The 13149-nt window shown below is 61.1% G+C and carries 12 protein-coding genes; 5 read left to right on the plus strand and 7 right to left on the minus strand.

Features of this window, described 5'->3' with window-relative positions:
* Positions 1–17: 17 nt before the first annotated feature.
* The 3 genes from pyrG to tpiA all read right to left on the minus strand — a co-directional run bounded on the left by pyrG (position 18) and on the right by tpiA (position 3203).
* Complete coding sequence (pyrG, locus tag RLCC275e_RS10305) at positions 18–1646, minus strand: CTP synthase (RefSeq protein WP_012757532.1); 1629 nt, start codon at positions 1644–1646, stop codon at positions 18–20.
* A 142-nt stretch (positions 1647–1788) separates the two neighbouring features.
* Positions 1789–2313, minus strand: a complete 525-nt coding sequence (gene secG, locus RLCC275e_RS10310; RefSeq protein ID WP_033182709.1) for a preprotein translocase subunit SecG — start codon at positions 2311–2313, stop codon at positions 1789–1791.
* A gap of 119 nt (positions 2314–2432) precedes the next feature.
* Positions 2433–3203: a triose-phosphate isomerase gene (gene tpiA / locus RLCC275e_RS10315; protein WP_033182710.1), complete on the minus strand. Its 771-nt coding sequence runs from the start codon at positions 3201–3203 to the stop codon at positions 2433–2435.
* On the opposite strand from tpiA, the gene RLCC275e_RS10320 reads away from it, so the two are divergent.
* On the plus strand, positions 3151–3375 hold the full coding sequence (locus tag RLCC275e_RS10320) for a hypothetical protein (RefSeq protein ID WP_165418906.1): 225 nt from the start codon (positions 3151–3153) through the stop codon (positions 3373–3375). The genes tpiA and RLCC275e_RS10320 overlap by 53 nt on opposite strands.
* Positions 3376–3426: 51 nt before the next feature.
* On the opposite strand, the gene RLCC275e_RS10325 is transcribed toward RLCC275e_RS10320, so the two are convergent.
* Positions 3427–4326, minus strand: a complete 900-nt coding sequence (locus RLCC275e_RS10325; RefSeq protein ID WP_033182711.1) for a phospholipase — start codon at positions 4324–4326, stop codon at positions 3427–3429.
* A gap of 219 nt (positions 4327–4545) precedes the next feature.
* On the opposite strand from RLCC275e_RS10325, the gene parE reads away from it, so the two are divergent.
* On the plus strand, positions 4546–6645 hold the full coding sequence (gene parE, locus RLCC275e_RS10330) for a DNA topoisomerase IV subunit B (protein ID WP_018481949.1): 2100 nt from the start codon (positions 4546–4548) through the stop codon (positions 6643–6645).
* 26 nt (positions 6646–6671) lie between these two features.
* Here parE and RLCC275e_RS10335 read toward each other — a convergent pair whose 3' ends face one another.
* The gene (locus RLCC275e_RS10335; RefSeq protein WP_018481950.1) at positions 6672–7790 is read right to left on the minus strand and encodes an acyltransferase family protein; all 1119 of its coding nucleotides are present in this window, start codon (positions 7788–7790) and stop codon (positions 6672–6674) included.
* Between the two features lie 598 nt (positions 7791–8388).
* Here RLCC275e_RS10335 and RLCC275e_RS10340 point away from each other — a divergent pair.
* Together RLCC275e_RS10340 and RLCC275e_RS10345 are read left to right on the plus strand one after the other, a co-directional pair.
* Positions 8389–9543 (plus strand): esterase-like activity of phytase family protein, encoded by a 1155-nt coding sequence (locus RLCC275e_RS10340; RefSeq protein WP_033182712.1) that lies wholly within the window; start codon positions 8389–8391, stop codon positions 9541–9543.
* A 116-nt stretch (positions 9544–9659) separates the two neighbouring features.
* A complete protein-coding gene (locus RLCC275e_RS10345) occupies positions 9660–10877 on the plus strand; it encodes an AI-2E family transporter (protein WP_033182713.1) in 1218 nt (405 codons plus the stop codon).
* Between the two features lie 19 nt (positions 10878–10896).
* On the opposite strand, the gene RLCC275e_RS10350 is transcribed toward RLCC275e_RS10345, so the two are convergent.
* The gene (locus tag RLCC275e_RS10350) at positions 10897–11355 is read right to left on the minus strand and encodes a GNAT family N-acetyltransferase (protein ID WP_033182714.1); all 459 of its coding nucleotides are present in this window, start codon (positions 11353–11355) and stop codon (positions 10897–10899) included.
* Positions 11356–11484: 129 nt separating this feature from the next.
* Here RLCC275e_RS10350 and RLCC275e_RS10355 point away from each other — a divergent pair, with 129 nt between their 5' ends.
* A complete protein-coding gene (locus RLCC275e_RS10355; RefSeq protein ID WP_033182715.1) occupies positions 11485–11907 on the plus strand; it encodes a hypothetical protein in 423 nt (140 codons plus the stop codon).
* Here the strand turns inward: RLCC275e_RS10355 and RLCC275e_RS10360 are convergent.
* Positions 11904–13046, minus strand: a complete 1143-nt coding sequence (locus RLCC275e_RS10360; protein ID WP_033182716.1) for a DUF2336 domain-containing protein — start codon at positions 13044–13046, stop codon at positions 11904–11906. The genes RLCC275e_RS10355 and RLCC275e_RS10360 overlap by 4 nt on opposite strands.
* Between the last annotated feature and the right edge of the window lie 103 nt (positions 13047–13149).

The raw sequence follows: 13149 nt of genomic DNA on the forward strand, positions 1-13149 counted from the left end.
GATCTGGTTTGCATGCATCAGACGAGACGGCTCTGTTCCGTCGCCGCTTCTATGAAGCTGGCAAACAGCGGATGCGGGTCGAGCGGCCGGCTCTTCAGTTCCGGGTGGTACTGCACGCCGATGAACCAGGGATGATCCGGATATTCGATCGTCTCCGGCAGAACGCCGTCCGGCGACATGCCGGAAAAGACCAGGCCGCAGTTTTCGAGCCGATCCTTGTAGTCGATATTGACCTCGTAGCGGTGGCGATGACGCTCGGAAATATCAGTGGAACCGTAGATATCCGAGATCTTCGTGCCCTTCTTCAGCGCCGCCTTGTAGGCGCCGAGGCGCATCGTGCCGCCGAGATCCCCGGCTGCCGTGCGCTTCTGCAACTCGTTGCCCTTGACCCATTCGGTCATCAGGCCCACCACCGGCTCTTTCGTCGGGCCGAATTCGGTCGAGGAGGCACCGGACACGTCGGCGAGATTGCGCGCCGCCTCGATGACCGCCATCTGCATGCCGAAGCAGATGCCGAAATACGGCACCTTGCGTTCGCGGGCAAAGCGCGCAGCATGGATCTTGCCCTCCGAACCGCGTTCACCGAAGCCGCCGGGCACCAGGATGCCATGCACCTTTTCGAGATAGGGCGCCGGATCTTCCTTTTCGAAGACCTCGGATTCGATCCATTCGAGGTTGACCTTGACGCGATTGGCAATACCGCCGTGATGCAGAGCCTCGATCAGCGACTTATAGGCATCCTTGAGGCCGGTATATTTGCCGACGATCGCGATCGTCACCTCGCCCTCCGGCGTGCGGATGCGGTTGCAGACCTCTTCCCATGGATCCAGCCGCGGCTTCGGCGCCGGCTCGATACCGAAGGCCGCGAGCACTTCGTCGTCGAGGCCTTCCTTGTGGTAGGCTATCGGCACGTCATAGATGTTGGCGACGTCGAGCGCCTGGATGACGGCGGACGGGCGAACGTTGCAGAATAGCGAGAGCTTGCGGCGTTCGGCTTCCGGAATTTCCCGGTCGGCGCGCACCAGCAGGATATCGGGATGAATGCCGAGTGCCTGCAGTTCCTTGACCGAATGCTGCGTCGGCTTGGTCTTGAGCTCGCCGGCCGCCGGAATATAGGGCATCAGCGTCAGGTGAACATAGACGGCGGTGCCGCGCGGCAGGTCGTTGCCGAGCTGGCGGATCGCTTCCATGAACGGCATCGCCTCGATGTCGCCGACCGTGCCGCCGATCTCGCAGATGACGAAATCGTAGTCGTCATTGCCCTCGATGACGAAATCCTTGATCTCGTTGGTGACGTGGGGGATGACCTGCACCGTCGCGCCGAGATAGTCGCCGCGCCGTTCCTTGTCGATAATGTTCTTGTAGATGCGGCCGGTGGTGATGTTGTCAGTCTTGGTCGCCGAACGCCCCGTGAAGCGTTCGTAGTGACCGAGATCGAGATCGGTTTCCGCGCCATCGTCGGTGACGAAGACCTCGCCGTGCTGGGTCGGGCTCATCGTGCCCGGGTCCACGTTCAGATAGGGGTCGAGCTTGCGAAGCCGAACCCGATATCCACGGGCCTGCAGCAACGCTCCGAGAGCTGCGGCCGCAATTCCTTTTCCGAGAGAGGAAACCACGCCGCCAGTGATGAATACGTATCGCGCCATGGGATTCACCGGATACCTTTTCAAAAACGATTCCACCAGCCCAAAAATTCTTTTCCAGAACTTTCGATGCATGGCGCAGGAATCTGAACAAAAGAAAACCGGCAGACCCGAGGGCCTGCCGGCGTTTATGTCGAAGCCCGGTTTACTGTCCCGTCGGGACGCCGGAGGGCTGAGCCGGTGCCGGTGCGGCCGGAGCTGCGGGCGCAGTCGCTGCTGGAGCAGTCGTTGAAGGCGCGGTGGCCGCCGGGGCCTGAGTTGCTGGAGCAGTCGTTGCCGGCGTTTGAGCGGCGGGAGCCTGCGGTGCGGGCGTCGCCGCCCCGCTGCTCGGAACGCCGTTACCGGCCGGCTGGGTCGCCGGAGCCTGTGCGCCACCGCCGAGCGAATCGAGAATGCCGTTGCCCTGGCCGCCTGTTGCCGGAATGCGATCGAGAATGTCGCTCGGACGACCCTCGTAACGCGTCAGGATGCCGAGGCCGAGCGAGGTCAGGAAAAACAGCGTCGCAAGGATCGCGGTGGTGCGCGTCAGCGCATTGGCCGTGCCGCGGGCCGACATGAAGCCGGAACCGCCGCCGATGCCGAGGCCGCCGCCTTCCGAGCGCTGAATGAGCACGACGCCGACAAGGGCGAGCACGATCATGAGATGGATGACAATCAATACGGTCTGCATGGGTCCAGTCCTGCCCGCCTGGAGACGGACATAAGTAAGAATTCTGGCGGCTCTTTACATGAGGCTTTCATCTATTCCAAGCCCTTCGGCCCGGAATAAAACTAGGAATAAGCAATGCCTCAGGCGAGCAGCGCCTCATAGGCCCGGTAGATGGCGAGGAAGTCGGCCGCTTTCAAGCTTGCTCCGCCGATCAGCGCGCCGTCGACATTGGCGATGCCCATCAGCTCATGGGCATTGGCCGGCTTGACCGATCCGCCATAGAGAAGACGCATCTTGCGGCCTTCGCCGCCGAAGCGGGCCACAAGCTCTGCCCGCATGAAGGAATGCGCCTTTTCAACATCACCTGATGTCGGCGTCACACCGGTGCCGATCGCCCAGATCGGCTCGTAGGCGATAACGGTATTTTCGGCCGTCGCGCCATCGGGAACGGAGGCGGAAAGCTGACGTTTGATGACGTCAAGCGCCTGGCCTGTCCGGCGTTCATCCGCCGTCTCGCCGATGCAGATGATCGCCGTCAGCTCTGCGGCGAAGGCCGCCTCCGCCTTGGCGCGCACCAGATGATCGGTTTCGGCATGGTCGGTGCGCCGCTCGGAATGGCCGACGATGACATAGGTGCCGAAACAATCGGCAATCATCTCGGCCGAGATGTCACCGGTATGCGCACCGGACGGATTCTGATGGCAGTCCTGAGCGCCAATCGCCAGCGGGCTGTCGGTGCACAGCGCCGTCGCCACGTAGAGCAGCGTCGCCGGCGGGCAGATCAACGCTTCGACCTTGTCGGCCAGCGGCGAGCGAACACCCTCGGCGATCGTCTTGATCTGATCCAGGGAGGCACGCATGCCATTCATTTTCCAGTTTCCCGCCACAAGCGGGCGTACATCAGGTGTCATGCTGGCCTTCCACAATCTGCTTATGCCTTGGGCAATATCAAAAGCTTGCAGCAAAGAAAAGCATCATGCCCTTGACGTAAGGGGAATCTCTGCGATCCCGTGCATATTTCTGCCGAATATCGTCGGCTACAGCGCCGCGCGTCTTTTGAGACACGCAAAGGTAGCATTTTGAATTCATGCATCGTGCGTTCTAAAAATCGTCTCCGAATTTCCGACCGATGCGCTAGCGGGCAAGAATCCAGTTCACCACCCTGCGCCAGTCGATCATCCGGATCGGTGTCCCGTGATTGCCGGTCTGAAACAGCGTGAAACGCGCCGGATATTTTGCCTTGTGCAGGCTTTCGAACAGCGCCTGCTGGTCGGAGGCGGCATAGACCGGGTCGCGGCTGCCATGGGCGAACCAGAGCGGCAGCTTTGCCTTGTAGAAGGCGCTCCTGGTGAAATCGGGATCGGTGACTCCGCTCATGATCAGCATGCCCTTCAGCCGCTTGACGCTGTCACCATCGCGCGCAATGCCCCAGCAGACCTGGCTGCCCATCGAGGCGCAGGAAAGGATGATCGGCCGGCCGGGCGATTTCGCGCTGGCATAGCGGATGAGGCCGGCGATCGCCGCAACGCCGCTGCTGTCGAAGCCTTTGACCGTCGGAGAATAATAAACGCCGCCATTGCCGGCGACGAGGTTCTTCAGCCGGTTGAAATTGCCGCCGAAGCTGTAGTCGTTGGCGCCGAGCCGCCGGTCGCCGTCGCGCCCATGGATGAAAATCACCGTGAAAGCGGCATTCCCGACCGGTCCCACCCTGGTGACATCGAGCTTGATGCCGTCGAGAGACAGCGTCTCGTCCGCCTGGACCTTGCGGATGCCGAGCGCCACATATTTCTGCTGCACCCGCTTTTGCGGGATCTGGTCGCGGCCGTTGATATCGCGCATCTCGTCGTAATCGATGACCTCGAAGGCGCCGTCATCGCCTGTCTGCAGCACGGCCTGCTTCGAAAACAGATCATCCTTGAAAGGCGGCAAAGCATCGGCTGCCTGCGCCGGGCCAACAGCGGAGAGGATGGCCGCGGACAAGAAAAACGCCGCAATTGCGGTGAAGATGGTGCAATGACTTGTGGACATTCGCATTCGGATGGTTCCTGAAGCCCGCCGCCGCTTGCCATTCTGCACCCGGCAACGCAAATCATTTGGGAAAAGCCCGCCAAAACAGGCGGTGTCGCGTATAGATGTGCTTTCTGGCAAAATCTGCCTGATTCGCAAACGTGGCATGAAATGCGGTGATTTTGGGTCGGCGGCGGATTTCCGCCCAAGTCAGACCTAAGACAGGATGAAGATCTGAACGGCTCCATGGACGATAGCAACGACCTCTTTTCCGGAATGCCCCTCTCTGAAAAACGCGAGGAGGCGCAGAAGCCTGCGGCGCCCGCCGAACGGCCGCCGGTGACGGCTGCGCCCGCCGCCGCAGCACCCCCTGCTGCTGGAGCCTCAGCGCGTCCGGCGCCCGCCGCCTCGAACTCCGATGACTACGGTGCCTCGTCGATCCGTGTCCTCGAAGGCCTTGAGCCGGTGCGTATGCGCCCGGGCATGTATATCGGCGGCACCGATGAAAAGGCGCTGCATCACCTGTTTGCCGAAGTCATCGACAATGCGATGGACGAGGCGGTCGCCGGGCACGCCAATTTTATTGAGGTCTATCTCGACCTTGAGGGTTATCTCACCGTCTCCGACAACGGCCGCGGCATCCCGGTCGAGAACCATCCGCAGGTGCCGGGCAAATCGACGCTCGAAGTCATCATGACCAAGCTGCATGCCGGCGGCAAATTCGACGGCAAGGCCTATGAGACCTCGGGCGGTCTGCATGGCGTCGGCGTCTCGGTCGTCAACGCGCTCTCCGACGACCTCGAGGTCGAGGTAGCGCGAAACCGCAAGCTCTACCGGCAGCGCTTCTCCCGCGGCCTGCCGCAGGGCGGTCTCGAAGAGTTGGGCGACGTTCACAACCGCCGCGGCACCCGCGTGCGCTTCCATCCCGACCCCCAGATCTTTGGGGATCACATGAAGTTCGATGCCGCCCGCGTCTTCCGCATGGCGCGCTCGAAAGCCTATCTGTTCGGCGGCGTCGAAATCCGCTGGAGCTGTGAGGCGGGCGTGCTGCCCGAAGGCTCCGAGGTGCCTGACAAGGCCGTCTTCCACTTCCCCGGCGGCCTGAAGGACTATCTCCAGGCGACGATGGGCAAGGAATTCACCGTCACCCGCGAGATCTTTGCCGGCAAGACGGAGAAGGTGAGCGGCCACGGCTCGATGGAATGGGCGATCACCTGGTATGGCGGCGATCCGCAGGTGCATTCCTATTGCAACACCATTCCGACGACCGAAGGCGGCACACATGAAGCGGGGCTGCGCATCGCGCTGACCAAGGGTCTGAAGGCCTATGCCGAGCTGACGCAGAACAAGCGCGCCGCGCAGATCACCACCGACGACGTGATGATTTCGGCCGTGGGCATGCTGTCGGTCTTCATCCGCGAGCCGGAATTCGTCGGCCAGACCAAGGACAGGCTTGCGACCGTCGAGGCGCAGCGCATCGTCGAGAACGCGCTCCGCGATCCCTTCGACCATTACCTTGCCGACAATCCGAACGAGTCGGCCAAGCTGCTCGACTGGGTGATCGAGCGCGCCGAGGAGCGCCTGCGCCGCCGCAAGGAAAAGGAAGTCAACCGCAAGACGGCGGTGCGCAAGCTGCGCCTGCCCGGCAAGCTCGCAGACTGCTCGCAGAACACCGCCGTGGGTGCCGAACTCTTCATCGTCGAGGGCGATTCGGCAGGCGGCTCGGCCAAGCAGGCGCGCAACCGCGCCAACCAGGCAATTCTGCCGCTGCGCGGCAAGATCCTCAACGTTGCCAGCGCCGGCCGGGAAAAACTTGGCGCCAACCAGCAGCTCGCCGATCTCGTCCAGGCGCTCGGCTGCGGCACGCGCTCGAAATACCGCGACGAAGACCTGCGTTACGAACGCATCATCGTCATGACCGATGCCGACGTCGACGGCGCCCATATCGCCTCGCTGCTGATCACCTTCTTCTATCAGGAGATGCCGGAGCTGGTGCGCGGCGGCCATCTCTTCCTCGCCGTGCCGCCGCTCTACAAAATCACCCAAGGGGCGAAATCCGCCTATGCCCGCGACGACAATCATCGCGCCGAGCTGATGCAGACGGAGTTCAAGGGCAAGGCCAAGGTCGAGATCAGCCGCTTCAAAGGTCTCGGCGAGATGATGCCCGCCCAGCTCAAGGAAACCACGATGGATCCGTCCAAGCGCACCCTGCTCAAGGTGCTGATCGACGAGGTGGATTTCGAAGGCACGCGCGCCGCCGTCGACGATCTGATGGGCACCAAGCCGGAAGCCCGCTTCCGCTTCATCCAGGACCGCGCGGCCTTCGCCGAAAACCTCGATATTTAGGGCATGGTGCTACCTACCCGGCTTGACTAGTTCAGGGAGAACTTGCGGCCCAGGTAAGCGCGAATTGGCACATCGAAACGAATGTATAAAACATGTGCCACTCCAACAGCGGCTAAGACGGTGACGCTCACGGTGATTGGCCTTGGAATGAAGCCATCGGTAAAGTGTACGAATTGAGCACCAAGCTGAAAAACAGGCTGATGGACCATATAGAGAGGATAAGACAGCTTTCCGAGATATCCAGCGAATGGCCGCTCCTCACTCAGTAGGACTGCAGCCGCTAGCGCGACCACGATCGGAATCACGATCGCGATGCAGATGAAATCGTAGATCTCTCTCGGGACCGTAAACGGAAAGAACAGAACACCGATCAGGACGAAAAGTGGGATTTGAGGTGGTGTCGCTCCGACGCGACGATGGATCTGCCAGCGAAAGATCAGAACGCCGGCAAGAAACGAAAAGCCCACTCTGACAAATCCTTCAAAGAACGCTCGCCAGCTCCCAAATCCAACTGGCCCGATAGTACCCTCGATCGCGACAATCTGGAAAAGCGCCGCCGCCAATAATACGAGAACTGCTATCTCATGCCACAAATGAAATCGTCGGCGAGCGGCGAATCCGTAAGCCACGCTGGCGGCCATTTCAAAACAGAGGGACCAGAGCGGATTGTTAATCGCGAACGCCTCTTGCCCCACCATAAACCCCAGGGGCAATAGGAGTAGTGCACCAACCGCAAGAATTGAAACGTCGGCGAAAGAAAGACTTGACGTGGAAGCAAACAGCGACGCGAGTACGCCAAAGGCGACGCCAGCCGCGATCATGGGATAAAGCCGAACCACGCGCTTCAAGAGGAATGTACTGCTCCGCAGAACACCGGACTTCAGCTTTTGGTCGTACCCATTTGCGAGAACGAAGCCGCTAAGGCAAAAGAAGAAATCCACGCCCAGATAGGCGTACGAGAGACCGAAGCCAAAGATCTGGCTGGCGTGTAGGAGAGCCACCGATAGCGCAGCTATTCCCCGAAGCTCGTCCAGAAAGATAAAGTGGTTCTTTACTTGATCCGCCTGGCTAGCAAGATGGGAAGCATCGCCCGAACCAGGATGCACTTCCCTACGGAATGCTGAAGCGGTCAACTCGTCGGCCACAATTGAGAGCTCTTCTTACCCAAGTCTTTGATCAGCCGGAACGCCACGCATCTTGACTACTCACCTGGTCCACGAATGGCTTCGTCAGATATGCGAGCGCTGTCCGCTCACCGGTCTGTATGAAGGCCTCCACCGGCATGCGCGGAATAGGCGTCGCTCGACCAAGCCTCTGCCACTCGACATTGAAACCTAAGCCGAACGACATAGTAGATGCGACGCGAACGTTGGTCCGCGGCCACGCTCAGTCCTCGCTTCAGATCACAAGCGCCATCTTCCAAGTTGCAATTCAGCAATAATGATCATCAAAAAATGATTATAAATTGAATCTACAAATGACAAGTGAAACTTACATTTTTACCCCCATTAGAAGAAATAATGTATTAAAAATGCACTCTTGGGTGGAAAGGCTGAATGCGCCTGTGGGACGGAAGGAAGCAGTGTAGCGCGCCGCATTTTAGCATTCACGATTTCACGGAACTGACGAAGAACCGTAACAACTCCGTCAAACAACCGGCGCAAGAAGCGGTCGGCGAGCCTTCCCCTCGGGGAGGAGCAGCGCCTGTTTGAACCGTTTTCAACCCCTTGCCGGATATTTGTCATGACCAAGCGTTTTCTCGCGGCTGCCGCTTTCGTTCTCCTGTCCAGCACCGTCACCGCCAGCACCAAAGATATTGGAGCCACCGATATCGGCGCCACCTTCGAGACCGCCTGCCCCTTCGGCGATTGCGCCGCCGGCATGTCGCTCTCCTATCTCGGTGAATTCGTCATCCCCACCGGCCACATGGAAAACGGCGTCGAATTCGGCGGCATTTCCGGCCTCGATTTCGATGCCGCCACCGGCCACTATCTCGCCATCAGCGACGACCGTTCGGAAAGAGGCCCGGCCCGCTTCTACGAACTCGACGTCGATGTCGACGCATCCGGTCTGAGGGGCGTTTCGGTCGTCAAGCAGGTGACGCTGAAGGACAAGAACGGCGAGCCCTTCACTGCCCGGACCGTCGATCCGGAATCGATCCGCCTCGGCAAGGACGGCATCTACTGGGGCAGTGAAGGCGACGGCAAGGCGCTGCTTCCACCCTTCATCCGTGTCGCGTCGCCGGACGGTTCCTTCATCCGTGAATTCAAGCTCCCGGAGGGCTTTGCGCCGACCGCAGACAAGTCGACCGGCATCCGCGACAATCTCGCTTTCGAGGATCTCGCCGTCGCGCCCTCGGGCGATGTGTTCGTCGGTGTCGAAGCCGCCCTCTATCAGGACGGCCCGAACCCCTCGCTGACGTCAGGCAGCCTCTCGCGCATTATCCGCTATGACGGCGCCACCGGTGAGCCGAAGGCCGAGTACGTCTACCCGGTCTCGCCGATCCCGCAGGCCGCCATGAAGGCCGACGGCGGCAATGACAACGGCATGTCTGAAATGCTTGCCCTCGACAATCACCGCCTGCTCGCCGTCGAGCGGAGTTATACCCAGGGCTTCGGCAACAGCATCAAGATCATGATGATGGATCTGACTGATGCCACCGATGTTTCCACCATTGCGTCCCTTGCCAAAAACGACCAGCGCGTCGTTCCCGTCCGCAAGAGCCAGGTCCTCGATTTGAGGGCGATCGGCCTCGTTCCCGACAATATCGAGGCCATGTCGCTTGGTAAGGCCAAGGACGGCACCGATGTTCTCATTCTCGGCTCCGACAATAATTTTTCGACCAGCCAGAAGACGCAATTCTATGCCTTCAAGGTTCTCAACCGCCCGCAGCAGTAAGACGCTCGGGTCTGCGGGTCGAATAGCGACGCATTGTATACGCTTTCATGGTGCGGACCTTGAAACCGCCGGGTTGATGGCCCATAACCAGAGTACAAGAAAAAGAAGAGGCGCGCGTGGGTGTGTTCGACCGTCAGAAAAGCAATCATGAACCGCGATGGCTCGGATCGTCGGCGCAGACGCGCACGCCGCTGATTCCCTCCATTTCGGCGGCGCGCTGGCTGCTGGTTCTGGTCGTTGCTGCCGGCGTCTATTTCTTCTACGGCTTCCTCGTGCCGGTGCTTGCTGCCCTCGTCATCGGCTTTGCCAGTTGGCCGCTCTACCGCAAGCTTCTTGCCCGCGTCGGCGGCAATACGACGATCGCCGCGACCATCGCCATCATCATGATCATCACCTTCCTGGTCATCCCGATCGGGCTTGCGGTCACCTATACGACGGGCGAAGTGCGCACCTGGGTCACCTGGGCGATCCATGCAAACCGCGTCGGCGCCGCGACGCCCGACTGGATCGTCGCGCTGCCTTGGGCCGGTGCCTATCTCGATGAAGTCTGGACAAAATATATCGGCAGTCCCGGCGCCCTCGGCGAAGTCATCCAGGCGGTCAGCGGCGCCAATATCGGCAACATCTATCGCGCTGTGCTGGCGGCCGGGGGCGGTGCCTTCCATCTGCTGCTGACGCTGCTCTTCATGCTGATCGCGCTGTTCTTCGTCTATCGCGACGGTTTTTCCTTTTCCAAGCAGATCGACATGCTCGGCGAGCGCATCCTGCCGAACCGCTGGGAGCGCATTTCCCGCGTCGTGCCGGCGACGATCAGCTCCACCGTCATGGGCATGACGCTGATCGCGATCGGCGAAGGCATCGTGCTCGGCCTTGCCTACTGGATTGCCGGCGTGCCCTCGCCGGTGACGCTCGGTGTGCTGACCGGCGTGATGGCGCTGATACCGGGCGGTGCGCCGCTCTCCTTCACGCTGGTCTCCATCTATCTGCTGGCGAGCGGCTCGCATGTCGCCGGCATCGGTCTCTTCGTCTGGGGGACGGTCGAGCTCTTCATCGTCGACAAGACCCTGCGGCCGAAACTCGTCGGCGGTCCGATCAAGCTGCCCTTCCTGCCGACCTTTTTCGGCCTCGTCGGCGGCGTCAAGACGATGGGTTTCCTCGGCCTCTTCATCGGCCCGGTACTGATGGCGCTGATCGTCGCCATCTGGCGCGAATGGATCCATGAGGCCCGCAACGCCGACAAGAGCGAAACCGGACCGCAGATCATCATCGACGAACCAGCCCCGCCGCCAGTCCCCGGTTCGCCGAAAACCTTGCCGCGCGTCGCCGAAGGCTGAACATACCTTCGCAGACGGGCTACGCTAGCTGCTTTTCCATGAACAGGCTGAGCGGATCCGGCAGATAAGCGCCGAACGGCTCGATTTCCCGATATCCGTATTTGCGGTAGAGCGCGATCGCCTCGGGCTGGTAGATGCCGGTTTCGAGCCGGATCGCCTTCAGCCCCTTTTTCTCTGCGATTGCTTCGAGCGCATTCATCAGGCCGCTGGCGATCCTCAGCCCCCTCGCCTCGGGATCGACGAACATGCGCTTGATCTCCGCCGTGCCGTCACCGGCCTCGACCAGCGCGCAGCAGCCGACGATCGCATCGTCGCTGCGCGCGACGAGGAAGCTCACCGAAGGTTTCTCCAGCACGGAGAGGTCGACCAGATGGTTGCTTTCGGCGGGATAGAGCGATTGTGCGTAGGCATCGGAAAGATCGAGAAGGCGGATGACGCCCTCCTGGCGCGGTTGCTCCAGGGCGATGGTCACGGACATGCTGACTTCCTCTGCTGGCGCGGGGCACAATTTTTCCCGACATGACAAAGAGTTAATGCCGTTGCCTTCATTCGGTTGGAATTGCGCCCTCTAAGACGATCATGTGCTCAATAATCAAGGAAGCAGAATATGCAAGCGGTGTTGATCGCGATGACCATTCTTGGCTGCGACGATTCCATCAGCCAGTGCAACTATGTCGCGACGGTCGATAAACGCTGGGAAACCGTTGCCGCCTGCGATGCCGAAGCCGAACGACGGCTGAAGACCTATGTGAATGTCAACTATCCCTCGGTGATCGCGGTGTGCGAGGCGCCGAAAGCCATCGCCGCCGCCGAGCCGCCGAAGCCGGCGCCCGTGCCTGCCGCTGCGCCCGAGGTCGCTGTCTCAGAGCCTGAGGAACCCGCGGGAAGGATCGCCGGTTTTGCTGAAGGCATCGCCGGGCAGGTCCGCGCCCATCTGCCCTCGGGCAAAAGCGTCAGGGACACACTCACCAAGCCGGTGCATTTCGTCTCCGCCAGCTATTCCTGGGTGGTGACGCGGCTCGCTGATTAGGCCGCCGCAAGCGCCGCGTAGACGCGGGCCGATTGTCGCTGCTCGTTAACGTGCAGCTTTTCCACCATGTCGAGCAGTTCGCTGATCGCGCCATGCGCGTCATGATGGCGGAATTTTTCGAGAAGACGGCCGCAGACATTGCCGAGCACGCTGCCCGGCGCTTTTCTGGCAGCGTCGCGCCACAGCATCGTCGCCTCGACGAAGATCACGCTGATATCCCTCGGCAGGCCGGCGGACTCGTAGAGCGCGCGCACGGCATGCATGCGCCCGGTTGCCAGGATCGAGCGCACGCGGCGCTCGCTGCATGCGGTCAGGTCGACGATCGCGCCGGCAAAGAAGTCCACCTTGCCGGCGCAGAGCGCATGCATCAGGAAGGACGGCGTCAGCCGGCCGTTGAGGCGCAGATGCTGGACGAGGTCGGGTATTTCGCGCGGGGCAATGTCACCGGCGATCGAAACGATGGCTGCCTCGGTCGCCTCGCGGCTGATGCGCTGAAGCCGCTGCAGGCCGATTGCCGCCTGCGCCAGCGGCAGCCCGATCAACGCATTGCTGACATGCTGGGTGAGCAGCTGGCGGGCATCGGCGGGAAGATCGCTGCGCTCGAGAAGCAGGTTGCGGACATCGCAGCAGTCGCCTAGCCGTTCGGCAATGCGTTTCAACGATAGGCTGGAGATCACCGCGCCGTCATTCTCGAGCAGGCAGAGCAGTTCTTCCTCGTCGCCGACCTCGGCAAGGGCGGCAGAAACCGGGCGCGTCACATGCGCTCTGGCGGCGATCAGCATGCGACTGGCGCCGTTTCCGCGCGCGGCAAGGTCGACGAGATCGGCATCGCTCAAAAGCGGCGAACAGGTCACCGCGTGGCAGGCGACCTCAGGCTGGTCTTCGGCAAGCGAAAGGATCAGGTTACGCGGCGCATCGGGCGACCAGGCGATCGCCTCGGCAAGCGCAAGCCGCACGCGCGGCGACGGATCGTCGAGAAGAAAGGTCATCGCCATTTCGGCCGCCGCCCGCTCGGCCGCGGACATTTCGGACTGCAGATAGGCGCGCCCGAGGGCGTTTGCGGCCCGGGCCCGGTCACCGGTCTTGGCCGTTTCGATCCAACGAAGAAAAGCTTCTACGATCACGCGACGCCCCAGCACTTGAACGCGATTCCCTCGCGCTTCATTCAATGCTGCGACCGTAGCCGCAAAAGGTTTAAGATTGGTTCACCATGTTTCTTAAGCCTTTGGACGCCTTGCCGGT

This window comes from Rhizobium brockwellii, from assembly GCF_000769405.2.
GTDB classification, from domain to species: Bacteria; Pseudomonadota; Alphaproteobacteria; order Rhizobiales; family Rhizobiaceae; genus Rhizobium; species Rhizobium brockwellii.

Coding starts and splice junctions, on each gene's coding strand:
- pyrG (WP_012757532.1), bottom strand. CDS start 1,646: ATGGCGCGATACGTATTCATCACTGGCGGCGTGGTTTCCTCTCTCGGA.
- secG (WP_033182709.1), bottom strand. CDS start 2,313: ATGCAGACCGTATTGATTGTCATCCATCTCATGATCGTGCTCGCCCTT.
- RLCC275e_RS10320 (WP_165418906.1), top strand. CDS start 3,151: ATGCCATTCATTTTCCAGTTTCCCGCCACAAGCGGGCGTACATCAGGT.
- tpiA (WP_033182710.1), bottom strand. CDS start 3,203: ATGACACCTGATGTACGCCCGCTTGTGGCGGGAAACTGGAAAATGAAT.
- RLCC275e_RS10325 (WP_033182711.1), bottom strand. CDS start 4,326: ATGCGAATGTCCACAAGTCATTGCACCATCTTCACCGCAATTGCGGCG.
- parE (WP_018481949.1), top strand. CDS start 4,546: ATGGACGATAGCAACGACCTCTTTTCCGGAATGCCCCTCTCTGAAAAA.
- RLCC275e_RS10340 (WP_033182712.1), top strand. CDS start 8,389: ATGACCAAGCGTTTTCTCGCGGCTGCCGCTTTCGTTCTCCTGTCCAGC.
- RLCC275e_RS10350 (WP_033182714.1), bottom strand. CDS start 11,355: ATGTCCGTGACCATCGCCCTGGAGCAACCGCGCCAGGAGGGCGTCATC.
- RLCC275e_RS10355 (WP_033182715.1), top strand. CDS start 11,485: ATGCAAGCGGTGTTGATCGCGATGACCATTCTTGGCTGCGACGATTCC.